This window comes from Mucilaginibacter sp. (assembly GCF_028287845.1).
Taxonomy (GTDB): domain Bacteria; phylum Bacteroidota; class Bacteroidia; order Sphingobacteriales; family Sphingobacteriaceae; genus Mucilaginibacter.
This window is the reverse complement of record NZ_JAQBOW010000082.1, coordinates 25,863-52,538: the sequence shown is the minus strand read 5'-3', so window position 1 is coordinate 52,538 and position 26,676 is coordinate 25,863. Positions and strand designations below refer to the sequence as shown.

At 40.0% G+C, this 26,676-nt stretch carries 29 protein-coding genes and 1 other RNA gene; 15 read left to right on the top strand and 15 right to left on the bottom strand.

Annotated features, from left to right (window positions below):
* Positions 1-351 precede the first annotated feature (351 nt).
* Positions 352-1,164 (top strand): DUF1080 domain-containing protein, encoded by an 813-nt coding sequence (locus JWP71_RS08025; protein WP_299498419.1) that lies wholly within the window; start codon positions 352-354, stop codon positions 1,162-1,164.
* 93 nt (positions 1,165-1,257) lie between these two features.
* Positions 1,258-1,782, top strand: a complete 525-nt coding sequence (locus tag JWP71_RS08020) for a GNAT family N-acetyltransferase (RefSeq protein WP_299498418.1) — start codon at positions 1,258-1,260, stop codon at positions 1,780-1,782.
* Positions 1,783-2,033: 251 nt separating this feature from the next.
* Here the strand turns inward: JWP71_RS08020 and JWP71_RS08015 are convergent, their stop codons facing one another.
* Positions 2,034-2,237, bottom strand: a complete 204-nt coding sequence (locus JWP71_RS08015) for a DUF3606 domain-containing protein (RefSeq protein ID WP_299498417.1) — start codon at positions 2,235-2,237, stop codon at positions 2,034-2,036.
* 417 nt (positions 2,238-2,654) lie between these two features.
* On the opposite strand from JWP71_RS08015, the gene JWP71_RS08010 reads away from it, so the two are divergent.
* Entirely contained in the window at positions 2,655-3,857 is a 1,203-nt protein-coding gene (locus JWP71_RS08010; protein ID WP_299498415.1) for a PQQ-dependent sugar dehydrogenase, read from the top strand.
* A 120-nt stretch (positions 3,858-3,977) separates the two neighbouring features.
* Here JWP71_RS08010 and rnpB read toward each other — a convergent pair.
* The 5 genes from rnpB to JWP71_RS07985 form a co-directional block, all read right to left on the bottom strand.
* An RNA gene (rnpB, locus tag JWP71_RS08005) (RNase P RNA component class A) lies at positions 3,978-4,358 on the bottom strand.
* 120 nt (positions 4,359-4,478) lie between these two features.
* Positions 4,479-4,895, bottom strand: a complete 417-nt coding sequence (locus tag JWP71_RS08000; protein WP_299498413.1) for a c-type cytochrome — start codon at positions 4,893-4,895, stop codon at positions 4,479-4,481.
* The gene (locus tag JWP71_RS07995) at positions 4,892-5,539 is read right to left on the bottom strand and encodes an SCO family protein (protein WP_299498411.1); all 648 of its coding nucleotides are present in this window, start codon (positions 5,537-5,539) and stop codon (positions 4,892-4,894) included. The genes JWP71_RS08000 and JWP71_RS07995 overlap by 4 nt, the downstream gene beginning before the upstream one ends.
* A gap of 2 nt (positions 5,540-5,541) precedes the next feature.
* Complete coding sequence (locus tag JWP71_RS07990; protein WP_299498409.1) at positions 5,542-5,964, bottom strand: lipoprotein; 423 nt, start codon at positions 5,962-5,964, stop codon at positions 5,542-5,544.
* Positions 5,965-6,032: 68 nt separating this feature from the next.
* Positions 6,033-6,488, bottom strand: a complete 456-nt coding sequence (locus JWP71_RS07985; protein ID WP_299498407.1) for a DinB family protein — start codon at positions 6,486-6,488, stop codon at positions 6,033-6,035.
* A 272-nt stretch (positions 6,489-6,760) separates the two neighbouring features.
* Here JWP71_RS07985 and JWP71_RS07980 point away from each other — a divergent pair, with 272 nt between their 5' ends.
* Positions 6,761-8,113 carry a GH1 family beta-glucosidase gene (locus JWP71_RS07980; protein ID WP_299498405.1) on the top strand — a complete coding sequence of 451 codons (1,353 nt, stop codon included), beginning with the start codon at positions 6,761-6,763 and terminating at the stop codon, positions 8,111-8,113.
* Here the strand turns inward: JWP71_RS07980 and JWP71_RS07975 are convergent.
* Both JWP71_RS07975 and JWP71_RS07970 read right to left on the bottom strand, forming a co-directional pair.
* On the bottom strand, positions 8,081-10,207 hold the full coding sequence (locus JWP71_RS07975; protein ID WP_299498403.1) for a tetratricopeptide repeat-containing sensor histidine kinase: 2,127 nt from the start codon (positions 10,205-10,207) through the stop codon (positions 8,081-8,083). The genes JWP71_RS07980 and JWP71_RS07975 overlap by 33 nt on opposite strands.
* 81 nt (positions 10,208-10,288) lie before the next feature.
* Entirely contained in the window at positions 10,289-11,470 is a 1,182-nt protein-coding gene (locus tag JWP71_RS07970; RefSeq protein ID WP_299498401.1) for an acyl-CoA dehydrogenase family protein, read from the bottom strand.
* A 125-nt stretch (positions 11,471-11,595) separates the two neighbouring features.
* On the opposite strand from JWP71_RS07970, the gene folB reads away from it, so the two are divergent.
* The 6 genes from folB (at position 11,596) to JWP71_RS07940 (ending at position 18,957) form a co-directional block, all read left to right on the top strand.
* Complete coding sequence (folB, locus tag JWP71_RS07965) at positions 11,596-11,952, top strand: dihydroneopterin aldolase (protein ID WP_299498399.1); 357 nt, start codon at positions 11,596-11,598, stop codon at positions 11,950-11,952.
* A gap of 181 nt (positions 11,953-12,133) precedes the next feature.
* Positions 12,134-13,543, top strand: a complete 1,410-nt coding sequence (locus tag JWP71_RS07960; protein ID WP_299498398.1) for an FAD-linked oxidase C-terminal domain-containing protein — start codon at positions 12,134-12,136, stop codon at positions 13,541-13,543.
* Between the two features lie 34 nt (positions 13,544-13,577).
* A complete protein-coding gene (locus tag JWP71_RS07955) occupies positions 13,578-14,213 on the top strand; it encodes an MgtC/SapB family protein (RefSeq protein ID WP_299498396.1) in 636 nt (211 codons plus the stop codon).
* A gap of 45 nt (positions 14,214-14,258) precedes the next feature.
* Complete coding sequence (locus JWP71_RS07950) at positions 14,259-15,245, top strand: hypothetical protein (RefSeq protein ID WP_299498393.1); 987 nt, start codon at positions 14,259-14,261, stop codon at positions 15,243-15,245.
* Positions 15,246-15,374: 129 nt separating this feature from the next.
* Positions 15,375-18,149, top strand: a complete 2,775-nt coding sequence (locus tag JWP71_RS07945; RefSeq protein WP_299498389.1) for a PKD domain-containing protein — start codon at positions 15,375-15,377, stop codon at positions 18,147-18,149.
* Positions 18,150-18,231: 82 nt separating this feature from the next.
* On the top strand, positions 18,232-18,957 hold the full coding sequence (locus JWP71_RS07940) for a hemerythrin domain-containing protein (RefSeq protein WP_299498386.1): 726 nt from the start codon (positions 18,232-18,234) through the stop codon (positions 18,955-18,957).
* Between the two features lie 2 nt (positions 18,958-18,959).
* On the opposite strand, the gene JWP71_RS07935 is transcribed toward JWP71_RS07940, so the two are convergent.
* Positions 18,960-19,187 carry a hypothetical protein gene (locus JWP71_RS07935; RefSeq protein WP_299498384.1) on the bottom strand — a complete coding sequence of 76 codons (228 nt, stop codon included), beginning with the start codon at positions 19,185-19,187 and terminating at the stop codon, positions 18,960-18,962.
* 336 nt (positions 19,188-19,523) lie between these two features.
* Here JWP71_RS07935 and JWP71_RS07930 point away from each other — a divergent pair, with 336 nt between their 5' ends.
* On the top strand, positions 19,524-20,432 hold the full coding sequence (locus tag JWP71_RS07930) for an alkaline phosphatase family protein (RefSeq protein WP_299498382.1): 909 nt from the start codon (positions 19,524-19,526) through the stop codon (positions 20,430-20,432).
* A gap of 6 nt (positions 20,433-20,438) precedes the next feature.
* On the opposite strand, the gene JWP71_RS07925 is transcribed toward JWP71_RS07930, so the two are convergent.
* From JWP71_RS07925 to JWP71_RS07910, 4 genes are read right to left on the bottom strand one after another with little or no spacing between them, the layout of a single operon-like run.
* Positions 20,439-21,815, bottom strand: a complete 1,377-nt coding sequence (locus tag JWP71_RS07925) for an MATE family efflux transporter (protein ID WP_299498380.1) — start codon at positions 21,813-21,815, stop codon at positions 20,439-20,441.
* 32 nt (positions 21,816-21,847) lie between these two features.
* Positions 21,848-22,060, bottom strand: coding sequence for a hypothetical protein (locus JWP71_RS07920; RefSeq protein ID WP_299498379.1), 213 nt, complete (start codon positions 22,058-22,060; stop codon positions 21,848-21,850).
* A gap of 4 nt (positions 22,061-22,064) precedes the next feature.
* Positions 22,065-22,562 carry a DinB family protein gene (locus JWP71_RS07915; RefSeq protein WP_299498378.1) on the bottom strand — a complete coding sequence of 166 codons (498 nt, stop codon included), beginning with the start codon at positions 22,560-22,562 and terminating at the stop codon, positions 22,065-22,067.
* 12 nt (positions 22,563-22,574) lie between these two features.
* Entirely contained in the window at positions 22,575-23,000 is a 426-nt protein-coding gene (locus JWP71_RS07910) for a VOC family protein (RefSeq protein ID WP_299498377.1), read from the bottom strand.
* 142 nt (positions 23,001-23,142) lie between these two features.
* On the opposite strand from JWP71_RS07910, the gene JWP71_RS07905 reads away from it, so the two are divergent.
* The gene (locus JWP71_RS07905; RefSeq protein WP_299498376.1) at positions 23,143-24,114 is read left to right on the top strand and encodes a helix-turn-helix domain-containing protein; all 972 of its coding nucleotides are present in this window, start codon (positions 23,143-23,145) and stop codon (positions 24,112-24,114) included.
* Between the two features lie 99 nt (positions 24,115-24,213).
* On the opposite strand, the gene JWP71_RS07900 is transcribed toward JWP71_RS07905, so the two are convergent.
* Positions 24,214-24,636: a secondary thiamine-phosphate synthase enzyme YjbQ gene (locus tag JWP71_RS07900; protein ID WP_299498375.1), complete on the bottom strand. Its 423-nt coding sequence runs from the start codon at positions 24,634-24,636 to the stop codon at positions 24,214-24,216.
* An 80-nt stretch (positions 24,637-24,716) separates the two neighbouring features.
* Between JWP71_RS07900 and JWP71_RS07895 the strand changes: the two genes are divergently transcribed.
* On the top strand, positions 24,717-24,944 hold the full coding sequence (locus JWP71_RS07895; protein ID WP_299498374.1) for a PLD nuclease N-terminal domain-containing protein: 228 nt from the start codon (positions 24,717-24,719) through the stop codon (positions 24,942-24,944).
* An 85-nt stretch (positions 24,945-25,029) separates the two neighbouring features.
* On the top strand, positions 25,030-25,227 hold the full coding sequence (locus tag JWP71_RS07890) for a YqaE/Pmp3 family membrane protein (protein ID WP_299498373.1): 198 nt from the start codon (positions 25,030-25,032) through the stop codon (positions 25,225-25,227).
* A 28-nt stretch (positions 25,228-25,255) separates the two neighbouring features.
* Here the strand turns inward: JWP71_RS07890 and JWP71_RS07885 are convergent, their stop codons facing one another.
* Positions 25,256-25,765, bottom strand: coding sequence for a hypothetical protein (locus JWP71_RS07885; RefSeq protein WP_299498372.1), 510 nt, complete (start codon positions 25,763-25,765; stop codon positions 25,256-25,258).
* 202 nt (positions 25,766-25,967) lie between these two features.
* On the opposite strand from JWP71_RS07885, the gene JWP71_RS07880 reads away from it, so the two are divergent.
* Entirely contained in the window at positions 25,968-26,657 is a 690-nt protein-coding gene (locus JWP71_RS07880; RefSeq protein WP_299498371.1) for a methyltransferase domain-containing protein, read from the top strand.
* The last annotated feature ends 19 nt before the right edge of the window (positions 26,658-26,676 follow it).

The window sequence follows — 26,676 nt, the reverse complement described above, 5'->3', positions numbered from 1 at the left end:
AAAATCGGTACTTACTAAGGTAATTACGTTTTAGAGTAAGATCGTTGTTTATATTCCGCATAACTTTTAGCTTTATTCTTTAAAGCTAATTCTGTTACCGAATTATCTGACCTTTACAGCAATGACGGCGTGGTGAGGGTTCCCCGCTACCGCAGGGACTTTTAAGAGGCTACGCGGCAGCCAGGATAATTTCTCTTTATCAACTATTTTTAATAGTATTGAATAACCAATGCCCAAATTGATTTACGGCCTTTTGATAAGCACAATAAAAAACAAGTGCATCATCACCTAATTCTGCGTAAGTTTTAAAATAAGAAATAGCTAATCAGTTAAAATAAAATTAATTATCGAATGAAAAAGAATATACAGCAATCGGGTAGAATTATGATGCTTACCTTTTTTATTTTTAAAGCGATTTCCGGGCAAGCTCAGGTTACAACTGCGCCCATTAACACGTTGTCAGTTGCTGAAAAGGAAGCAGGTTGGAAACTGCTTTTTGATGGCAATACGTTGAACGGGTGGCGCAGCTATTATCCAACGGATAAACCACTTAGCGGCTGGACCATTGAAGATGGATGTCTGAAAAACGCCAAAGGTAACGGTCGCCCCCGCACCGGCGGCGGCGACCTGATGACTGATGCGATGTTTACGGATTTTGATTTGCGTTTCGAGTGGAACATTCAGCAAGGTGGCAATAGTGGAATTTATTATCTGCTTCAGGAACGTCAAAATAAACCGGGAACGCTGATGTATGGTGGTGACGATGGGACCAGTGCAGTTGCATTTGAATATCAATTGGTTGATGATGAACGACATCCGGATGTACTGAAAAACGGCCCGATCCATGCTACAGGCTCACTCTATGCGCTTATTCCGCCAAACGATTCTAAAAAATTAAAACCGGCCGGGGAATTTAATGAATCGCGTATTATAGTACATGGCAACCATGTGGAACATTGGCTAAATGGCACAAAGATAGTCAGCTTTGAACTGGGAAGTCCGGCACTACTGGAGGCAATTGCCAAAAGCAAATATAAAACCGTACCAGGTTTCGGTCTCAAAGCCGCTACGCGCATTCTCCTGCAGGACCATGGTGACGAGATCCGGTTCCGCAATATAAAAATTCGCAGCCTGCCAGAATTAAAGATAGGGGATAAAGATTAGGTCTGTCTCTTCATAACTAATCTCCAATCTTTATTCTCTAATCTTTTATGCCTACTTACTAACCATCGTATACTAAACGAAATAAGACATCTAATGGAAATAAAAAATAGTACTTCGGAAGATATTGACGAAATTTTTAAATTTTATAAAGCGGCAACGGATTATCAAAAAACAAAGTCGGTTGTTCATTGGCCTGAATTTGACAGAAAGTTTATAGAAACAGAAATTTTTGAGAATAGGCAATGGAAGATAATGATTGATAACCAAATTGCCTGCATATGGGCTACCACATTCAGCGATCCGGAAATATGGGAGGAAAAAAACAAAGATCCGTCTGTTTACATTCATCGCATTGCAACAAATCAGGATTTTAAAGGACGGAACTTGGTAGGTGAAATTGTACAATGGGCAAAAAATTATGCATGGGTGAATGACAAAAAATATATCCGTATGGATACGGTTGGCTATAACACAGGGCTTATTGATTATTACCAAAAATGTGGATTTGATTTTTTAGGACTTTCAAAATTGAAAAATACGAAAGGGCTTCCTGCGCATTACGACAATGCCACAGTAAGTCTGTTCCAAATTGTATTGGATCTCCAACCCCCAAACTGAAAAAAATAGGCGATAATTAAACATATAGCCGGTAACGTTGTAACTTGCATAACATTAATACAAAATTGACTTTATGATATCGAAATTTTATAAGCCTATAGTGTTAGGCACGCTAATTCTTCGCCCTTGTTGGTGTTATCACCAACAAGGGCCACTGTTTTGTAATTTAGCACTATGGCCGATATGATTCGGATTAGGACAGCATTGCGAGGTAGCCTGAACAGCACATACCGGTCGGGAGTTACGCTACGCTAAACCTCGACCAGTGCGGGGGTAAGTTGAAGTTCTTTTACATACTTTTCTACCGTTTCAGTAGAGGTTTTGCCGGATTTAACCGCTTTTATTAACTCATCCTTGCTAATGCCAAACTCGTTCGACCAATAATCTAACTCAAATTCTTCTTCAGTAGCGGGCAGTTTGTTGCCTGGTAATCTGTTATTTATGTCGCGTTCCATAATCAATGCATTGATGTTATCAATTATACGCAATGCAGATTACCATGTAGTTAATATAAGGTTAATAAATTGTTAAGGAATGGTGTTGTGCGCCGTGGGATAATTGGCTGGTGCAAATGCCCGCGTTAGGGATTGCAACGGATACCGGCCCTGCGCCTAAGGCCTGAAGGCGTATGAGTGTAAAGCCCGGGCCGCAGGTAACGCACCTATTAGTGATTTGGAGATTAGGTTTGTCGCTTTATTATTTTACATCCAAACTATTCTCGAATTGCTATTCCCCATGCCCGACCCAATCTTCAACCTTTAATAACCAATCTTCAATAACTAATCTTTTACCCCAACTGTAAAAAACCTGTTGTAATTAAACATATAGTTGATAACATTGTAACTTACGTGACTTTAATCTAAAATCGACTTATGATATCAAAATTCTATAAGCCGTTAGCGTTAGGAGCCATCCTGCTATCGGTAACTACGGCCTGCATGGCCCAGGCCGGCGAACCGGTAGAAACAAAACCAGCTAATAGCAACTATAAACCAGCTTTTGCCGGGCAAACCCGTATTGGCAGCGTTACAACCAAAACGCCGTACACGGTTACCGTAATTAACACCGAGCTGAAAGGCCCGTGGGGTATTCATGTTTTGCCCGATGGCCGTTTACTGATAAGCAGTAAGCCGGGAACTATGCAAATACTAACAACAGATGGTAAAATTGATAAAACCATTACCGGTTTCCCCGAGGTGCAGTATGCCGGTCAGGGTGGTTTGCTTGATGTAAACATAGATCCTGATTTTGCCAAAAACCGCATGGTTTACTGGACCTACGCCCAACCGGGCGACGCGGGAGCTACCCTGGCTGTGGCTAAAGGCAAACTATCTGCCGATGAAACTAAATTGGAAGACGTAAAGGTGATTTGGGAAGCCTCGCCGCGCTATAAAGGTGCAGGTCAGTTTGGGTCGCGTTTGTTGTTTGACAAGCAGGGCAATATTTTTGTAAGCTCTGGCGACCGCCAGGCCGATGATATCCGCGTAAAAGCGCAGGACCTGAGCACCACCACCGGTAAGATTATACACATTACTAAAGAGGGTAAACCGGTTGCAGGTAACCCATTTATTGGCAAGGCAGGTGCTAAGCCCGAGATATATGCCCTTGGTTTCCGCAACCAGGATGGCTTATCTATTAACCCCGTTACCGGCGGCCTTTGGGAGGTTGAGTTTGGCCCACGTGGCGGCGACGAGATTAATTTGATAAAACCGGGTGGTAACTACGGCTGGCCTTTTGTAACTTACGGTATTGAATACAGCGGCCAGAAGGTTTATGATGGTATACAACAAAAAGAAGGTACCATACAGCCGGTTTATTATTGGGACCCTGTAATATCGCCGGGCTGTATGATGTTTTATACCGGTAACATTGCCGAGTGGAAAAACAACATGTTTGTAGGCGGACTAAGCGGCATGTACATCGCTCGCGTGGTTATTGAAAATAATAAAGTAGTAGGCGAAGAGCGTTTATTAGCTGATAAACACGAACGCTGGCGCTGCATTGCCACAGGTAAAGACGGTGCTATTTATGCCGGCACCGATGGCGGTAAGTTATATAAAATTGCGAAGCAATAAAGATTAGTTATTAAAGATTAGGCTTATCAAATTAATAATAAAAAGATAGGCCTAATCTTTAATCTTCAATAACTAATCTTTAGGAATCAAGAAGCCCCACCATAAGGCGGGGCTTTTTTAATCAGCAGCAAATCTGTAAGCCGGGTTCTGTTTCGCCGAATGACGACTTCTATCATTAATCTGGCCCTGCCATTGCTGACAGGTTCAATCAACCTACCCATCCTAACGATCCGCATAATACGGGTCGGGAGCGAGCCGCTCCACTTTCAGGACCTATTTGGTTTTTCAACTCCTGAGGTTTACCGCGATTCCGGTCGCCCGGAAAAGCCGTGAGCTCTTACCTCACGTTTTCACCCTTACCCCGAAAGGCGGTTTATTTTCTGTGGCACTTGCTGTCGCCCGCTGCGGGCGCCTTCCCGTTAGGAAGCAGGATGCTCTGTGTTGCCCGGACTTTCCTCCGCCTTGACCGTGGGTCATAGCAGCGATAGAACGTTTTGCGGTGTAAAGGTAGGGAATTTAGATTAAATGTCATCTCGACGAGGAACGAAGGAGATCTATACACGCGTTTGGCTATGCGGGTGTATAGTTTTCTCGCTACGCTCGAAATGACAGGTATATTTATTACTTACACTTCTGCAAATCGTCGCCAACATGCTGCGATGTAATAGTCCCCATTTTATTACCGAATGAGTTGGTTACATAGGTCAACACCTCGGCAATTTCTATAGGGGCGAAGTCGTTCGCGGGCATTTCGCCTTCAAAGGTTTTATTAGCGAGGGTGATCTTTCCCTTTAAGCCATATTTTATAAAACAGGACAGGGAGTCTTTATGCACTTTAAGGTAAACAGAATCGGTAAGCGGTGGTATCAATGCCGACAGGCCCTCGCCGTTTTTGCCATGGCAATTCATACACTTACTTTGGTATATAACATTCCCGGCCGAATAATAACGGCTAAACTCCAGTTCGTCTTCGCTCTGGCATGAATAAAGGAATATGGCCAACAGCAAGCATATTCCGCTAATAACTTTTAATTTCATTTAGCGGTGGTTTGGTCGGGTTCGGCTTTTAGCGTTTTAATATCTTCTATCAGTTTAGTTACCTGTTCGGGCACGGTGCCGTCATATTGGCCGCGTATACGTTTTTGTTTATCTATCAATATAAAATAACCATCGTGTACATATTTTTCTTTGGCATCTACTTGCGGGCTGCTTACCAGGTAGCTGGCAGCCAGTTTGTAGGTGTCTTCTTTTTTACCTTGCAACAGCCACCATTTACTGCCCGCAATACCCAGCTTATCGGCATATTTTTTTAATACAGCCACACTGTCGTGCTGTGGATCGATGGTATGCGATATGATCTTAACATCGGCCACATCTTTAAAAGCATTATAAACCGTAAGCATATTGCGGTGCATAATCGGGCATATAGAAGGGCAGGTGGTAAAAAAGAAATCGGCCACATAAATATTGCCATCCAGGGTTTTGTTGGTTATGCTATCGCCATACTGATTAACAAATTTAAACGCGGGTATAGTTTGATAAACGGTATCTGTTACAGTTTTACCATCTACTGTTTCTGTAACCGCATCGCGGTTACCGGCTATGGGCAATGTTTTTTGTTCATTAAATTTACAGGCGTTCCATAACAAAATGATAACAGCCGCACCAATAAGTTTCTTCATCGTTATTTTTTAAGATGATTTAAATAATCTGTTGATTCTTTAACCGCAATGCTAAGCATTGAATCAACCTGCATCACCTGTTTTTTCTGATCGGTCAGGTAAGCCATTATCTCATCGTGCGATTTCCCTTTTTGTTCGGGGTCGAATTTTTGCATCCAGTTTTCCATAGCTTTATCAGCCTCAATTAGTTTTGAGTTGAGTGCCTTCATGGTCGCTTTTTCTTGTAGATTATATTCTTTAGTTAAGGTATCAACCCGCGATAAGGTGTCCAGCTTCATTTTATTGTGCATTAAGCGGTCATCATTACCCATAACTTTATCATGAATTTTGATAACATCATTTAAAATCGCTTTTTCTTTATCTTTTGGATCGCTGCAAGCGCTTAATGTTAATGCGGTAAATGCAAACAAAAGTATCCTTCTCATATTATTGTGATGTATTTTGTCTTCAAAATTACGTTAATGAAAGTTGTGATTTACATCCAAAAAGTAATTTAATTGCGGACATAAAATATGTAGTCGAGAACTGGCAAGCTTTCAACGCCTGTAAGCTTTAGCTGCTGGCCAATCTGTGCCCGATGGTGTGTGCCATGGTTAATTAAATGAGTTAAAATATCAACCAGCTTATCGGTGTACTCGGTTCCGGCAGAGTTTTTATAAGTTACGGTCTGTTCCATATCAGCAGGAGCAATGGCGCTTAAAAAGTTTATCCACTGCTGATAATTACTGGCTATTAACTCCTCAAACGGGGTTGTTTCTTTTTCGGGCCATAGCTCATTTTCAGCAACTGTCTCATACTTGCAACGACTAAGCCACCTTTGCTGGGCTGCTAAAAGATGAGCTAACAATTGTACCGGTTTTTCGGGATTATTGGCTTCTCTAATAGTTTTTAATATTTTTTGATTGGCGTATAGATCGTATTCAAGTAAACGGGTAAAATAATCTTTCATGACATAGTTGCTTAACAGAAACAAAAGTAAGTATTAGGGTGGTTAACAATAACATAATATTAACGTCATCATAAACATATACCGGCAGCGTACCTTAGTATTGGATATAAAAATCACTGTTATGAAATTCATCGTCAATTTATTCAATAGCTTACGCGAATGGATGATCTTAAAAAGCATGAGATCTTCTTTTATACACTAAGTTTATTTTCACGAAATTTTTTTATTGCAATTTATAATATACAATTTTGGGCATTGCGTAGCTCAATTTAATGGACTCTACTATTCAGGATACACCAATCAATAAAAAACATTTCGGCGAGGATTTTACGTGGGGGGTATCAACCGCGGCTGTACAAATTGAGGGCGCGCATGATGCCGATGGTAAAGGTGAATCTATCTGGGACGTTTTTACAGCTAAAAAAGGTAAAATATTAAACGGGCACCATCACCGTACAGCCACCGATTTTTATAATCGTTATCAAGACGATATTGATCTTATTAAACAGCTTAACATTCCAAACTTCAGGTTCTCTATTTCGTGGGCACGTATTTTGCCTGACGGAACAGGCGCTGTTAACCAGGCTGGGATTGACTACTATAACCGTATAATAGATTATTGTCTGCAACAGGGTATACAACCCTGGCTAACCTTATATCATTGGGACCTGCCACATGCGCTTGAACTACAAGGCGGCTGGACAAACCGGGCCGTGGTTGACTGGTTTACCGAATATGTAAAGATATGCGCCAATGCATTTGGCGATAGGGTAAAACACTGGATGGTAATGAACGAACCGGCGGTGTTTACAGGCGCGGGTTATTTCTTCGGCATACATGCTCCCGGTAAAACGGGTATTAAAAATTTCATGCCCGCTATTCATCACGCTGTTTTAAGTATTACAGCGGGAGCCAGGGTATTACGCGGCGCTTTGCCTGATGCGGAAATTGGCACTACCTTTTCTTGCTCATATATCGAGCCATATTCTGACAATCCTAAAGATGTTGCCGCAGCTGTGCGTGTTGACGCTTTGCTTAACCGCTTATTTATTGAACCCATATTGGGTTTGGGTTACCCTGCCGAGCTTGCCGTGTTAAAAGGCATGGAGAAATATATTTTGCCGGGCGATGAGGATAATTTAAAGTTTGAGTTTGATTTTATCGGCATACAAAATTATACGCGCGAAATTGTAAAGTACTCTTTTTTTACGCCTTACATTCATGCCAGCCTGGTTAAAGCCCAAAAAAGAAAAGTTCCTGTAACGACAATGGGGTGGGAGGTTTACCCGGCTTCTATCTACCATATGTTAAAGAAATATGATAAATACCCGCAGATAAAAAAAATATATCTGACCGAAAGCGGTGCCGCTTTCCCGGATGAGATTATAAATGGCGAAGTTAATGACCCCAAACGTGTAGAATACTTGCAGAATTATTTACAGCAGGTTTTAAAAGCTAAAAACGAAGGCTGTAAAGTAAGTGGTTACTTTATATGGACCCTTACCGATAATTTTGAATGGGCAGAAGGTTATAAACCGCGTTTCGGGATCATTTATGTTGATTTTGAAACGCAGCAGCGCACCATTAAAGCATCAGGATTGTGGTATGCTAACTTGCTGAGGTGATTTACCTGGTGCATCAGGATTGTGAAGCGGAAAGCTTATAAAAAATGTTGTTCCGGTTTTGCTATCGCTGTCAAACCATATTTTACCATACGATTTTTCCATTATCTGCCAGCAAATAGATAGGCCGAGGCCAAAAGATTTTTCGCCTGATGTACCCGGCCGTTGTGCTGTAGTAAACATATTGAAAACCTGGTCCTTTAATTTATCAGGTATGCCAATGCCATTATCTTTTACAGCTATAATCGTCTCGTCATTTTGGGTAGTGACTTTCACGAAAATTGATGCACCGGTAGGGCTGAATTTTATAGCGTTACTGATAAGATTACTTATTACACGCCATATTTTTTCACGGCAAATGTAAAGATCCTGTGGTTTGCATAGGGGTTCAAAGAATATTTTCTGGCCTTTTTCTATAGCTTTAAATCGCAATAATTCCACACTATTGCTTACCAGCGAGTTGATCTCCACCTGTTCCAGAGTTAACTCTATAGAAGAGATATTTGTTGCTTCTAATATTTCTTCTATAAGCTCCAAAGAATTGTAGGACGTTTCTTTAACCAGGTTTATTAATTCTTTCTGATCCTCGGTATACTCATCATCAGCCATTAAACTGGTTAATGATGCAATGCCACCAATAGGGTTGCGCAAGTCATGGGCAACGGTACGCAATATTCTGTCTTTCTCCTGGCTGCTTATTTTAAGTTCATTTAAGGCGTTTTCTAAAATACTGTTTTGCTCATTTATTTGCTTGTTTAACAGATTAACAGTCTGTACATCTTTTTTAGACCTTATCCAGTTACGATAAATCAGCAATATAATAACCAGAGCCATTACAGCAAAAATTATTATTACGTATAATGATATGAGTTGCACCTTATTATTGCTGCTTAGTTTCTCAATTTGTTGCTGCTTTTCATAACTATCCAGCTGTTTATTTATATCGCTTTCTCTTAATAGATCAAGCTTTTTAATGTTCGAGTCTTTTAATGTATTATACGTTTGTAGATAATGTAATGCTTTTGGCAGGTTTTTTTTTCTGAGATAATACTTGCTCATTAAACGGTTCCAGTCTGTTTGAGCCTCCGCGTTTTTAATAGTATCCAACTGGGGCCCTATGGTGTTTAATAAATTAATAAGAGCCTTATCCTCGTTATAATCAAAATAAAGCTGGGCCAATTTTATTTCTGTTAATTGGGCGTCGTTGCTATCATATCCTTTTTGTAGGTTAGTTTCAATACTTTTTTTTAATAGTTTAATGGCTTCTGTATAATTACCCTGTAAAACCAATACTTCTGCTTTATTTCCATATACAACCCCCTTGGCTATATCAATCATTTTAAGCCTGTCTTTAAATTGAGAGCCATATTCATCCAGGAAATTTAAAGCCTTATTAAAATATACAATCGCACTATCCGGCTGATTGTTGTGTTTATAGCTTAAGGCAATGTTATCAAGCAGTTCCTGTATATTGTAAAAGGTTACAAACTCATTAGTAGTTGCGGAATGATAGCCATAACTTTTCTTAAAATAGTCTGTAGCAAATTTGTAGTTACCCATCTTATAGGTTATCATACCCATGCGATACATATACTCTGCAAGTGCTTTCCTGTTTAAATTATTTTTTCCAACCATATAACCCTGGAAAAAATGCTGATAGGCAGCATTGTACTGCTGCATAGAGAAGTAGGCATCACCAATAGCAAAATTTGCTTCAGCATAAAGCGCTACGTATTGTTTATTGGTTATGCTTTGGTTAGCCACATTAAGCATGCTATCAGCATAAAGCAAAGCTTTTTTATTATCACCCTTTGTTTTGTGATAATAAACATAATGAAATCCATACGTCCTGAATTTGTCTTCGATAGTGGGTTTACTGATGCGGCTCAGGGCCGAATCAAGAACGTAAAGCCCTTTATCAACCCTGTTAGTTCCAAATAAGGTATCTACTTTATTTAGTATAGGTTTAAAATCGTCTGAATAACCTATAGGATCAGTATTTTTGGGTTTGCAAGAATTTATTGCCAGCAATAAGACACAAAACAACAGCTTGTGGCCAGTGATTTTATAAGCAGAATACCTTTCCTGACAGATCAAAGTATATTAGTTATAGGGGTAATACAAATATAAGATTATCAGCCATATTTGGCTATAATGAACAATTTTGTTACCATTCCATTATTTAAATGCTTCTTCTCCGGTTATATCCGATCCTGTAATTAATAAGTGAATATCATGCGTGCCTTCATAGGTAACTACCGATTCAAGGTTCATCATGTGCCGCATTATTGGATATTCGCCTGTTATTCCCATACCGCCAAGTATTTGGCGCGCTTCGCGGGCTATGTGCATAGCTGTTTCTACACTGTTACGTTTTGCCATTGATATTTGCGCGGGTGTAGCTTTGTTTTCATTTTTTAATGTGGCAAGCCGCCAAACCAACAATTGTCCTTTTGTTATTTCAGTTATCATTTCGGCCAGCTTTTTTTGTTGCAACTGGAAAGCAGCAATTGGTTTACCAAACTGTTTGCGTTCTTTAGCATACCGCAGCGCCGTATCATAACAATCCATAGCTGCGCCTAATGCGCCCCACGCTATACCATATCGGGCCTGATTAAGGCACCCAAGCGGACCTTTTAACCCGGATACATTCGGCAATAAATTCTCTTTCGGGATCTTAACATTATCAAATACCAGCTCGCCGGTAGCTGATGCCCGCAGCGACCATTTATTATGCGTTTCGGGCGTTGAAAAGCCTTCCATTCCACGCTCAACAATCAATCCATGTATTTTTCCATGCTCATTTTTTGCCCAAACAATAGCTATATCAGCAAATGGGGCGTTTGATATCCACATTTTTGCCCCATTTAAAATATAATGGTCGCCGGCATCTTTAAAATTGGTAGTCATGCCGCCGGGGTCCGACCCATGGTCTGGCTCGGTCAGCCCAAAGCAGCCCATTAATTCGCCGGACGCTAATTTGGGCAGGTATTTCATGCGTTGCTCCTCCGATCCGTAAGCATAAATAGGATACATAACTAATGACCCTTGTACAGATGCAGTTGATCTGATGCCTGAATCACCGCGCTCAATTTCCTGCATTATTATGCCATAAGCCATATAATCTAAACCAAGCCCGCCATATTGTACCGGAATAGTAGGTCCAAATGCGCCAATTGCTGCCAGGCCTTTTAATAATTGTTTTGGAAACGCTGACCGTTGGGCATAATCTTCAATTATGGGGCTTACTTCTTTTTTTACCCAATCGCGCACACTTTTACGTATCAGTTTATGTTCGTCTGTAAGCAGTTCATCTAATTGATAATAGTCTGGCGATTCAAAAAGATCAGTTTTTGGCATGAGGAATTGAATTAGTATAAACAAATATAACTGAATAGAAAATATTGAGTGATGAATGGTGAATAAAAAAGTAATCTAACTGCTTAATATTCATCGCTCACTATTCAACTAAACCATTACTTTTGATGATGATTGTAGCATTGCATGGCGCTGAGTTTTTTGCCTATCATGGTTTTTACCCCGAAGAACAAAAAATAGGGAGTTATTTTATTGTTGATGTGGAGGTTGCCTTTACGCCAACAGGTAATATTAACGAAGATAATTTAAGTAACACCGTAAATTACGAAAAGCTTTATGATATTGCTTGCGAAGAAATGAAGCTTCCCAAAAAGCTAATTGAAACAGTAGCACAAGTAATTATCAACGAAATAAAAAAACAATATGCCTTTGTAGATACTATACAGGTTGTTATTAAAAAGCTCAATCCGTTGGTTGGTGCCAAAACCAAATATTCAAGCGTTACAATTAATTACAGTAAATAATTATTTAAGATAGTACTCATCATACCGGAAATTTTCTTTCGCCGGGTTTGTTTTTTGGCGAATTTTACGGCCCGCTGCTCATCCCGGGTAATTCTTTCCGGTTGTTAGAGTGGTTAATTTATCTTTATCCGGACATCAATTTATAGTACATAAATCCATAATTTTAGGTTTTTAAAATTTTATGACTTACAATAAAATAACTGAAGATATATTAGCTGCAATTAAGTTGATAGTAGGTGACGATGCAGTTATAACAACGCCTAATGATCTGGAAAAATACAGCCATGACGAAACGGAAGATCTGCACTTTTATCCCGAAGTTGTTGCTAAGCCCAAATCGCCCCGGGAAGTTGCCGCGCTGCTTAAACTTTGCAATGAGCATTTAATACCTGTAACACCAAGGGGTGCGGGTACAGGGCTAAGCGGTGGTGCTTTGCCCATAATGGGCGGCTTGCTTATAGCCATGGAGCGATTTAACAAAATACTGCATATAGACGAACAAAACCTGCAGGCTACTGTTGAACCGGGCGTAATAACCGAAGAATTTATGAACCAGGTTGCCGCTAAGGGATTATTATATCCTATTGACCCGGCAAGCAAGGGCAGTTGTTTTATAGGTGGGAATGTATCACATGGCTCTGGCGGGCCAAGGGTAGTAAAGTATGGTACCATACGCGAGTATATACTAAACCTGGAAATAGTTTTGCCATCGGGCGAGATCATCTGGACGGGCGCTAATACTTTAAAATATTCATCAGGATATAATTTAACCCAGCTGATCATCGGGTCGGAAGGTACATTAGGTATTGTTACTAAAATTGTGGTTAAACTTATTCCCGCGCCAACTACTGATGCCTTGATGCTGGCATCATTCAAATCGAATGAAGTGGCATGCGCCGCGGTATCGGCTATTTTCAGGGCCGGTATAATACCATCGGCATTAGAGTTTATGGAGCGCAGAGGGGTAGAGTGGGTAATAGAACACGACGGGATAGTTTTTGATCTGAAAGATGATGTAGCCGCGTTTTTGCTGATAGAAGTAGATGGCACTAATCCGGATGTAATATTTTCAGATTGTGAAAAAATCAATACAGTTTTAGAAGAATTTGGTTGTACAGACGTACTTTTTGGCGAATCGGCAGCTCAAAAGGAAGAGTTATGGCGCATAAGGCGCACTATGGCCGTATCAGTAAAATCAAACTCTGTATATAAAGAAGAAGATACAGTAGTACCCCGCGCGGCGTTACCGCAACTGATAAAAGGCATAAAAGATGCGGGAGCTAAATATGGTTTTGAATCTGTATGCTATGGCCACGCAGGCGATGGCAACCTGCATGTAAATATTATTAAAGCCAACATGAGTGATGAAGACTGGAACACCAAATTAAAAGATGGCATACGCGAAATATTTGAGTTAACGGTATCTTTAGATGGCACTTTATCCGGCGAACATGGTATTGGGCTGGTACAGAAAGATTTTATGCCAATAAAGTATTCGCCCATACATTTTGAACTATGGCGCGGTATTAAAAAGGTTTTTGATAAAAATTACATATTAAACCCGGGGAAAATATTTGACCAAATAAAGTAAAACATACACTCAATCACTCATTCAATAATTAATCATGCATTTGCCATTAGAGTTTCAACTAACAACGGACGAATTTCTTAAAATAGGATTTGCCGTTTTTTGTGGCGGCTTACTTGGCATTGAACGACAGTATAAAAACAAAACCGCTGGTTTCCGTACTATCATACTTATTACACTTGGTTCAACATTATTTACTATGGTGGCCCAGCAGGCAGGGTTAGGTGTTAATATTAATGTAATAACAGGGATTGGTTTTATTGGAGCCGGTGTTGTTTTTAAAGATAATATTGGCGTAAGCGGCCTGACTACAGCGGCAGTAATATGGATTGCAGCAGCTATAGGCATGGCAGCCGGTGCAGGCGATTATCCATTGGCTTTAATTACAACCATATTGTCTTTGCTGGTTTTAAAACTTTTCTCGTTACTGGAACGGTATATTGATAAAGTACATCACGATAAACTATTTGTTATTGAATTTACTTCTGCCGATTATAACGACTTGCTTTTGGTTGAAAGCATTATTAAAAAGCTTAAGTTAAAATCGATACGAAGGCAAGTAAGTAAAAATAATGATTGTTTGAAGGCTGTGATTTTAGTTACCGGACACAATAACTATATAGTACAATTGGACGAAAAACTGTTATTAATGACACAAGTAAGATCGTTTTAACGCTATAAATAAGTTTGCTTTAACCAATTCGCACCTGCCTCAATTATGAAAAAAATCAGCCTGTTTATTTTAATTACAATTTGTTTGTTTAGACTTCCTGTCAATGCCCAGTTAAAAGGATACAACTGGGGAATTATAGCTACAAACGGCAATTTTATATTAAGGGAGGAAGGGGATTTTGTAAATATTAAAGGGCTGTTTTACCTGTTGGGCGGCAGGGGGGTAAAAAATATTTCTGTATTTGATCCCAAGACATCCACCTGGACAAATGGTGCAAAACCGCCTATCGAACTAAATCATTTCCAGGCCATTGTATATAAAGATGAAATTTATATCTGCGGTGCCATGACGGGTGGTTTCCCGCATGAAAAGCCGGTTGCCAATATTTATATATATAATCCTGCATCAGACAGTTGGCGCGTAGGTGCAGAAATACCTAACGACAGGCAAAGAGGATCGGGCGGTGTAGTTGTTTATAAAAATAAATTTTACCTGGTTAACGGGATATTAGACGGGCACTGGACGGGAAACGTGGCATGGTTTGATGAGTATGACCCGCAAACTAACCAATGGGCCAAACTTGATGATGCACCCAGGGCCAGGGATCATTTTAAAGCTGCTGTTGTTGGTCATAAATTATATTGCATTGCCGGTGTACAATCAAATGCAATGGAAAAGAAATTGTTAAATAATACTATTGCAGAGGTGGATGTTTATGATTTTAACACCGGTAAGTGGAGCACAGCAAATGCTAAGCTGCCCACATTACGTGCAGGCAACGCCTTAGTAGTTGTAAAAAATGAGATATTGGTAATAGCGGGAGAAAGCACTGTGCAGAAAATATCGCATAACGAAGTGGAGGCCTACAATGTTAAAACCGACAAGTTTAGAACATTACCACCGCTTATTGCAGGCAGGCACGCTACAGGTGCCATTTATTACGACAAGAAAATATATACCGCGGCAGGAGTAGGCAATAGCGGAGGGTCACCATTGTTAAATTCGATAGAGTGTTTTAGTCCCCGGCGTTAAAATGCCTTATCGGCCATAAGTTGGTAATTGAATTGATAGCCAATAATTTTCAATTAAATTCTATGGTGTATTTAATCTATTTATGATACTTTTAACATTGAAACCAAATTATGCTTGCCGGGGATACCGATGTTTAAATACTTTACAGGAATAGCTATTCGTAAAAATATTTACGCTGTTATCTTTATCAGCTTGGGTTTGTTTTTTAGCAATAAAGGATATACACAAAGTTTAGGCGATCCTATTGTTAATATTACTTTTGGCTCGGGTACCAATAAATATGCGGGCCCTTTACCAGCAGACTCAGGCTCAACTTCCTATACTTACAGCAGCGGTACACCTAACGATAATTTTTATACCATTGTAAATACTTCAAGTAATACCAATGGGGGCTGGTGGATCACAACCGATCATACCGGTAACCCGGGTGGTTATTTTATGTTGGTGAACGGCAGTTTCACACCCGGTATTTTTTACACCCGTACAGTTACAGGTTTATGTGGTAACACCAAATATCAGTTTGCAGCCTGGATAAAAAACTTGTTAAAAAACAACGGGATTTTACCTAATGTAACGTTTTCTATTGAAACCGCGGGTGGAACTGTATTGGGCACAGGCAATACCAATGATATCCCAACCGGCGACGCGTGGATACAATATCCTTTTACATTTACCACGCCGGCAGGTACCGATGCCATAGTTTTAAAAATGGTTAATAACGCTCCGGGAGGTATAGGCAATGATATTGCTATTGATGATATAACCTTCAGGGCGTATGGCGCCCAGGTAGCGGTAGTATTTGATAACCCTGCTATTTCACAATCGCTATGCTCAGGCACGTCGCAAATGGTAATTATTAATACTACTACAACATTGGCCGCTAACTATAATCAAAAACGTCAGCTGCTGGTTGATGGTGTTTGGACAGACCAAGGACCGGCGGGCACTAATTCTTCCTTTAGCTTTTCATCACCAACAATTGCCGGTACTTATTCTTACCGGATAGTTTCGGGGCAAGCAGATAATATTAATGTTTCCAATTGTGTGGTGTCATCAAACCAGCTCACACTAACGGTATTCCCTACGCCCACGGCGGCGCTATTAGCTCCCGATAATACCTGCTTTGGGGATTCAACGGCTTTTAAGGATAAATCTACAGCAAACGTAACATGGTTATGGGATTTTGGCGACGGGCAAACATCTGTCAAACAAAATCCATCGCACCTTTATGCAGCACTGGGTAATTATACCGTACAATTAACAGTCACAAATAGTAATGGCTGTACAGCGGTATCAACCCCTAAAAGTATACATGTAGGGCAAGCGCCCGTTGCATCATTTAATTATTCGACACCCGATTGTGTTACCAAGGCTGTTACATTTAATGATATATCAACCAGCGCAGACGGTATAATAACCGCCCGCGCATGGAGCTATGGTGATGGCATAACCGAACCAAAAGTGGATAACCAAGCTTTTCAGCATATCTATGCCGCTACCGGTACTTATACGGTAAAACTGCTTATTACTAATGATAAAGGCTGTACCTCAACCCTGATAAAAACTATTAAAATAAGCCCTCTACCAGTGGTGAATTTTGGTACGCCTGCGGTATGCCTTGCTGATACATACGCCAGGTTTACTGACAGCACAACGATAGCCGATAATACAGTTGCCGGGTTTACTTATTTATGGGATTTTGGCGATAATGCAAATGCTACGGCTGCAAATCCTAATATATCAAACCTTACGAACCCAACACATAAATATGCACAAGCAAAACTATACCATGTTACACTTACTGTAACTTCGGTTAATGGGTGCCAGGTTACAACAATTAAAGATTTTACGGTAAATGGCTCTACGCCAACCGCCATTTTTAATGTATTAAATGCCGCGGCGCTATGCAGTAACCGGCCGGTGTATTTTACCAACCAGTCTTTTGTCGACATTGGTAATATCACCAAAGTAGTATGGTACTATGATAGCGGTGATATAACCATTCAAGAAACAGATAACAACCCATATTCAGGGAAGCCTTATCAGCACACTTATCCCGAATTTCATACGTCGCCGGCTACCCGGAATTACCAGGTAAGTATGCTGGCCTATTCGGGTGTTACCTGTGTGTCAGAAATGAATAAAACCATAACGCTGCTGGCTACACCTACTGTTTCTTTTAACGCGCCCGCGGCCGTTTGTTTAAATGCAGGTAAAATTCAATTAAATGCGCAAGAAAATAGTGGCATTCCAGGATCGGGCGCATACTCAGGTACAGGTGTAAGTAGTACAGGTTTATTTGATCCTGCAAGTGTTGGCGTGGGCACATTTAATATAAAGTACATTTTTACAGCTAATAGCACCTGTGCTGACACCATAAGCAGTACCATAATGGTTAAGCCGATACCAACTGTAAACGCTGGCACTGCAATTGCCATATTAGCAGGAGGCAGCACCACCTTACATGCCACAGCAACCGGCGATGGTATTACCTACGCTTGGTTACCAATTATTGGTTTAAGTAATGCTGCTGTTCCTGATCCGGTGGTTAACCCGGGGCAGGATATTACTTATACCATTACTGTAACTAATAGTGAAGGGTGTTCTGCAAGCGATAAGGTTACTGTTTCGGTATTAAAAAGCCCGGTTATACCTAATACTTTTACACCCAATGGCGATGGTATTAATGATGTTTGGGATATTAAACACCTTGATGCTTATTTGGATTGTACCGTTGAGGTATTTAACCGTTACGGGCAAAAAGTTTATACATCAGTAGGTTACCTAATGGCATGGGATGGAAGGTTTAATAACAAGGACATGCCAACTGGGGTTTATTATTACTTTATTAATCCAAAACATGGCCGTAAAACCATGTCGGGTTACGTCACTATCATCAGGTAAACTTTAAATTCATTACTTTTAAAATAGCAGGCAGTAATGGTATTAATTTTGATGTGCAGTAATAAGTTATTCAATATTGCTCATGGAGAATCTTAACAATCAACCTAACCGGTTAGATCAGCAAGGCAAAGGCCGCCGGGATTTTTTAACTAAAACCAGCTTGCTTGCAGCAGGAGGCATAGCTTTAACCGGTATCAGTTCATGCGGATTGCAGAAGGGAGAAGATGATGATGTGACCACTAACGAGGATCTGATGCGCGAGCATGGTGTACTGAAAAGAATACTACTTATTTATGATGAGGCATCATCGCGGCTTATAACAGGCAAGGACCTCAACCTGGCACTGGTTGGGCAATCGGCCAATCTTATTAAAAGTTTTGTAGAGGATTACCATGAGAAGCTGGAAGAAGATCACTTATTTCCGCGTTTTGAAAAAGCCGGGCAGCTGACTGACCTTACCAAAGTATTAAGGATACAACATAAAAAAGGCCGGCTATTAACCTTGCGTATTATTGAAAATACAAAAAAGCCCAACCCTACAGCTGATGAACGAAAGTTGATGGCGCAGGACATGCAGGCGTTTGTACGAATGTATAGCCCCCATGAAGCACGGGAAGATACCGTATTGTTCCCTGCCTTGCATAAGCTTATCTCTAAACATGAATACGATTCGCTGGGCGAAGATTTTGAGAAAAAGGAAAAGGAACAATTTGGCGGCGACGGCTTTGATATGGCCGTTGATAAAGTAACTCAAATTGAAAAAGGAATGAATATTTATGACCTTAACCTTTTTACTCCCAATATATAATGTCAGGCAAATGAAGCATTACCCGGCGACGAAAGCATGCTATCAATATATTTGCCTATAACTGATAAAGTATGGGCATCTAAATAATCTTCATGACGCTGCATCCACTCGTTGCCTAATTTGTATAGCATGGCAACTTTTCCGTTCACCTGTACCCGCCACACGCGCCAGGTCTTAAAATAGTCGGCAGTTATTTGTATTATTTGGGTAGTACCGTCGGCTAACTTCATTTTAAATTTCATGTTGTGATGATTTTAAATAATTGAATAGTCACGTTTTTTTCAAAGATTGCTGAGTTTTAGTGATTAAATATAATGCAAATAAGACGTTATTTACCGGGTGGATATTGTGATTGTAAATGTTAAAATTAGTTAAGAAAAATGACCGATAGGTCATTTTTGATAGAGATTTGGGTGTGGACAAAGCTTACAGCCCCGGGCATTAAACAACTCGCCCAACAATATACTGATCTGTAAATTATACCTCGCCTAAAAATTTGAATAGTTAAATATTATCCCACAATATTTGATAGGATTTTTAGTTTCTTTGCAAAACAGTATTGAACTATGAAATTCTTTCCGAAACTACTTTGCATAACAGCCATATCAGGCGTTGGGATAATATGCTTCTCTTTTAGTAAAAAGCCACAAAATCAGCCACACCGTTATGATCATGTAATTGTAGTTATTGAAGAAAATCATGGCTATAATGCACTTATAGGCTCGCCTAATGCGCCTTATATTAATCAACTTGCTAATGACGGCGCATTATTTACAGATTCGCATGGGGTAACACACCCAAGTCAGCCTAATTACCTGGCCTTATTTTCTGGCAGTGTACAAAATACCATAGGCGATGAGTGCCTGGTAACTATAACTCCTTATACATCACCAAATTTAGGCGGCGCCTTAATAGGCAGCGGTTTAACATTTAATGGGTATGCAGAAACTATGCCCTCGGCAGGGTATTTGCCCTGTAATTATAAAATAAGCGATCTGACGCACCAATATCTATACGCGCGTAAACATGTGCCATGGGCAAACTGGTTGGGTAATAAAGTAAATGGCATATCGCCCGCATTAAGTTTACCAATGGATGAGTTCCCTAAAGACTTTGATAAATTGCCTACTGTTGCCTTCGTTATCCCAAACATGGATAATGATATGCATAATATAGGTGAACCGGGTGACGCCGCGGCTATACAAAGAGGAGATAAGTGGCTAAAGGATAATTTGGGTGATTACGCTAATTGGGCCAAAAAGCATAATAGCCTGTTAATAGTAACCTTTGATGAAGACGATTTTAAACCCGTTAATTATATCCCGACAATTTTTGCCGGTGCGAATATAAATAAGGGTAAATACAGCGAAAAGATCAACCATTATAATTTACTGCACACCATAGAGGCTATGTATAATTTACCGGTTAGCGACACTACAAAAGCAACGGTGATTACAGATGTGTGGAAGAAATAAACAGACTTATACCTTCACCTCTTTCCATTTACCCTTTTTGAAATAGTACCATGCCGCTAAAGCAAGCATAGTTTCGGCAATGGGGATGGAAATAAAAGCTCCTGTAGCTTTCATATCCAGTGTTTTTGATAGAAAATAGGCCAGCGGTATCTGGATGAGCCAAAAACATACAAAATTTATCCAGGTAGGTGTTTTAGTATCGCCGGCGCCATTTAGCGCTTGTGTCATTACCATGCCAATACCGTAAAAAATATAGGCAGATCCGAATATCTGCAAAGCCTGGGTGCCAAATCTTACCACCATTTCTTCCTGTGTAAATATGCGGATAATAGGATTTGAAAAAAACAGGAATATCACCATTACAATTCCCATAAAAACAGCGTTATACTTCGCGGTGATCATAACACTTTTTTCGGCTCGTCGCGTTTCTTTGGCCCCCAGATTTTGACCCACCAAGGTAGCGGCTGCGTTGCTTAATCCCCACGCGGGCAGGATAAAGAAAACCACATTGCGTATAGCTACTTGATAACCCGCCGATGCTGCCGTTCCGCCGGTTTCTGCTACCAACCGGGCCACAACCATCCAACTGCCGCTTGCAATTACAAACTGCAGGGTAGCGGGCCAGCCAATGGAGATGATAGATTTAATTACCGGCGCGTCAAAGTTGAAATGTTTGGCAGTGAATTTTATAATACCATGCCCTTTTATTAAGTGATAACATTGATAAAGCACACCCGAGCTCCTGCCTGTAACCGTGGCAATTGCCGCGCCTTTTAACCCGAAAAAATAAATTAAAATGGGACATAGTATTATATTGGTTAAGCTGGCAATCCACAAGCTCTTCATGGCCATAGCCGCGTTGCCCGCCCCCCTAAAAATGCCGTTGATTAGAAATATCAATATAATTACCAGGCTGCCGCCAAACATTATGCGGGTAAATATAGCGCCCTCTGCTACAACGGCTTTGCTTGCACCCATTAACGATAAAATATCGCCGGCATAAACCATCCCGGCAACGGTTAAAAAGCCGCTGATTATGAAAGCTATAATTAATGATTGCGCACCCGCATGTGCGGCACCTTCGGCATTTTTTTCGCCAATTCGACGCGCCACAATGGCCGTTGCCGCTGTACTTAAACCAATGGCAATAGAATAAACAATGGTGACAACAGATTCTGTAAGCCCAACGCTTGCAATGGCATTCTGACCCAGCTTGCTTACAAAAAATATATCAACCAAAGCAAAAACACTTTCCAGGCTTAGCTCTAATATCATAGGAATAGCCAACAGGAAAACCGCCTTACGGATGCTGCCTTGTGTATAATCCTGTTCCTCGCCATTAAGCGATTGCCGTATTATAGAAAATATATTTTTGACGGTCATTAGTTGGGGGGAAATGGGTACCGGGTTAATAATCAGATCAAAACCTCGCAAGAATAACCATTTGCGTTTAATACTTCAATTATTTTTTCGGGAATAATAGCCTCGGCCTCAATACGTAATATTTTGTCGCAGTCTTCCATATCAAAGTTTACCCGGCTATCCGGGAAATGATTTAGCAGTTGCTGAATTAGTAACTCAGACAGCCTAACCTCAGCAACATTTGTTTTAAAAACTTCAACTACCATATTCTTAATCGCCTAATGCTTTAGCTATATTTTTTAACTGATAGATATGTCGTTGGGTATGGAAAATATAGAACCATATAAATTCTGATCTTGTAAATTCACCAAATCCAGGCACTTCAAATGCCAGGCAGGTTAAGGATAGATCTAAAGTTTTAGCCGCTTCTATTAGCCTTGAAAAGGTATCATCAACCTTATTCAATGTCTCCTGCTTATTTTGAGGCGCGTTTGATGGTAAAATAAAATCAGGGGACTTCATTTTGATATCCATATTCAGAAACAGCTTGGCAGTTTCGGCTACTTTCTCGTCGTGGTTTCGTGTTGTTGGTTTGGTATTTCCGTAAAGCACACCAACCCCTACAGCTTTCAGAATATGATCTGATACTTGTCCGGGTGTCCAGCTATCCTTAAAAGGAACAGTATTAAACTGGTCATCACTAAATGAAGAGATGACCAGTTTAAGGTTAGCCTTAGTGTCTTGTAATTCTGTTAAAACATCATTCATGTTAATCGCGGCTTATTTTTGGCTATCGTCATAATTCAACATCCATTGTACACCATATTTATCAAACAGCATACCGAACCATGCACCCCAAAACATTTTCTCTAACGGCATCATTATCTGGCCGCCAACTGCAAGCCCATTAAAAAGACTGTTAGCCTCATCCATATCTTTAGGATCAATCGCTATAGAAAAATTAGTACCAAAGCTTAAGCTTTGCCCCATTGATTCCAGCACATCAGTGCCCATTAATAGATTATCACCAATGGGCAGTGCAACATGCATTACTTTCTCTTTATCCTCTGCCGACATGTTATCGCCATGCGGAGTATCTTTAAAGCGCTGCAATGTTAAAAACTCACCGCCAAATACTGATTTGTAAAAGTTAAAAGCTTCCTCGGTCTTGCCCAGAAAGTTTACGTAAGGATTGATCTTAGCCATTGTTTGTTGTTTTAAGTAATGTATTTATTTTTACTAAGTTACCTGCTTATAATGGTATTAAAAATGGTGTTAGCGGTCAATTATCGGGGGCATTTAAGACAAAAATTCTATATATTAGCCTTGCCATTTAAAATTTACCAATATGATACAATTAGGTCTTTTGCTTACCAATAGATATCGGTTAATAAGTGTAGCCGCTATACTGGATGTTTTTGAAAGCGTTAACCGGTTTTATGTTGCTGATGATAAAGAACCCGCTTTTAATATCAATCTTTTTTGTGCAGCTGATATAATAAAAGACAAAGCGATTGAATTTAACGGATATAAAATACAACCGGTTGATACGGCTCCAAAGCAGGATCTGATATTTATTCCTGCGTTTAGGTCTGAAGATATTGTACACGCTATCCGTGAAAATTATAATTATATACCCTGGCTACAGCAACAGTTTCAGGCAGGGGCAGAGTTGGCTTGTGTATGTACCGGCGCTTTTTTACTGGGTGCTACAGGTTTACTTAACGGCAAAACAGCTACCACGCACGTTGATGCCTGTAAAGAATTTGCCAGCGCGTTCCCAACGGTAAAATTACAATCTGATAAAGTAGTTACCGGCGATGGTGGATTGTATACCAGCGGAGGTTCAACTTCAAGCTTTCATTTAATGCTGCACCTGCTGCAAAAGTATTGCGGTAAAGATATAGCCGTACGTATAGCGAAATTATTTTCTATTGATATGGATAGGGATCAGCAAACTTATTTCAGCACATTCTCGCCATTACAAAGCCATAATGATGAACTGGTAACTATGGCACAGCAAAATATAGCAGCAGCTTACCAAAATACCGGCACTATTGAAGAACTGATAAAAGAAATACCCGGCAGCCGGAGAAATATTGCCCGCAGGTTTAAACAGGTAACGGGTATTACGCCTATAGAATATCTCCAAAAAACACGCATAGAAGCTGCCAAAAAACTACTGATACAAACTAACCAGCAAATGACCGAGGTTATGATTAACTCTGGTTATAGCGACCCAAAAGCATTCCGTAAGATATTCAAAAAAACAGTAGGGATGACGCCAACAGGGTATCGGGAAAAGTTTTATATGGGATAAGTAGTTGTCTGAACCTAAACGATGGACTTGATTTAGTGCTATACAGATAATCAAGGCAATCCTAATATCTCATGGGTCAGACAATAAATACTGCGATAATTACTCTCCCCAGGCTGTAATCATCAAGCTCCTTTGTCCGCCGTAGTTGCGGTGCTCGCATAAATAAATGCCTTGCCACATGCCTAAAGCTAATTTTCCGTTACGTATGGGGATAGTTACTGAGCTTCCTAATAAAGAGGACTTTAAATGTGCAGGCATATCATCAGGGCCCTCATCGTCATGGATATAATCAGAATCATTTTCAGGCACGGTTTTACTAAAGTACATTTCAAAATCTTTTCTCACTGTCGGGTCGGCATTTTCATTAATGGTTAACGATGCAGAGGTGTGCTGAATAAACACCTGGCAAATACCTGTTTTTAAATCAATAATCTGCGGTAGTGCCTGTATAACCTCTGCGGTAATTAAATGGAAGCCGCGCCTGTAGTGGCTAAGCTGTAATTGTTGCTGGTATATTTTCATGATGCTTTATAGATTTATCTGCAATAACAATGCAGATACTAAAATGTAATATAAATAGTAATTTAGTAAAAACCTTTATTATGAATACTTTACTGTTTTTTGAATTTAACGGGTTCGAATTGATCGTTATAGCTTTTGCACTGGCCTATCCTGTGCTAAGTATAATTTGCTTAATTGATATTGTACGTTCAGATTTCAAAGATGCTGTTACTAAACTAATATGGGCACTTATTGTATTATTTGCCCCTTTTATTGGCTCAATAGTTTATCTTATAGTTGGGCGCAATAGTAAAACATCTATTCCTTAGTTGGCTGCCTCATTAACAAATTAAATGTACTGTAACTATACGTACTAAGCAAAGTCTAACATAAGTTAACTTAGTATTTTATATCATGCGCTATTTCCTTTGCTTTTTATTACCACCGCTTGCTGTATTCACTACGGGTAGGATAGGAGCCTTTATCCTGAGTATTTTCCTGACGCTGTTTTTCTGGATCCCCGGCGTTATACATGCCATATTGGTAACAAATGATTATTATGCCGTTAAAAGGCACAGGCAGTTGGTGCGCGTAATGAAACGAAGCAGGTAATATAGTAAACGGTAAGATCAAATAGCTGCTATTGCCTGCTGTAGTAAGTATCTACTATGTATTTGTAAGAAGTATTTACATCAAGCCCCCAGCCAGATTGTGGATTGCTTTGAAATATGGTTTCCAGCCCCAGGTCAGTATCGGTTAACCGGATGATAGGGTCAGTTTCGCTTCCGCCGCCATTTTGTTTAACGGTTAATACCGAACCTAAAATTGTGTAATGCAAATAGGAAGTGCTATCAGTAGCATAAACCGATGAACCTGCTACTTTATGCGGGATAGTAGTTATGTAGGCAGAACCATCGTCATTAAATATTTCATACCACGCCTTCGGGTTTGTAGAGCTAAACAACATGGTAGTGTCTTTTACAAGATCAGCAGTGTTCAAGTCATATATCATGGTGTGCTGCTGGTAAGCCAGCCACTTGCCGGTTATTAATGCAGCGTGTGATTTTCCACCAATTATTTCGTTTTTTTTACACGAAAACAAAGCGCATATGCAAAACAATATTAGCGATAGGTAATTTAGGTTTCTCATAGGTTAAGAAAGATGTAGACAAAATTATCAAAACAAATAATTCTTCGGCAATTGTAACGAGATATTTAGTTTAATACAGTTTGAAATTAAAAAAGGGGGGGTATTTAGGAATTTATATATAACAATAAATGCAGTTGTTATATTTTATTATAAAAGTATATGTTTACATGCGGATATAAGCACGTTTTTAAAAATGAACAAAATGAACGACATTTTAGGCCGGGCCCTATTTGATCATTACCACACTTTATCTAAAAGTAAACTTTGGATCAACAATAAATACGGGCCGCCCGAAGAAATGCCTATAGCTGCCTATTTTAGGGAAGAGAACGATATGCCCGATATTGAATATATGGCCATGGAACAATGCCGGGGGAAGGTATTGGATATTGGCGCGGGAGCGGGGAGCCATGTTTTGCATTTGCAAGAACAGGGCCTGGATATAACAGCATTAGATATTTCACCGTTATGTGTGCAGCTAATGAAGGACCGGGGCGTAAAAAAAACAGTTGAGGCTGATATATTTAATTATAACGCCGAGAAATCTGATACCCTGTTATTTATGATGAATGGTATTGGTTTGGCAGGTACACTTCAACAATTAAAACAATTGCTTACCCATTTAAAAACCCTGTTAGCTAAAGGCGGACAAATATTATTCGATTCATCAGATATTGCTTACCTGTATGAAGGCAAATTGCCAGCACAGGGCTATTATGGCGAGATACAATACCAATACAATTATAAAAAGTTAAAAACCGAATGGTTTAACTGGCTATATATTGATGAGCATACCCTACAGCAAATTGCTGTCGAAACCGGTTTTACTATGGAAGTATTACTGGAGGATGAGTTTGGGCAGTATTTGGTTAGATTGACTGCTGCGAATTAAATTGCGCTGGCTGTTATCC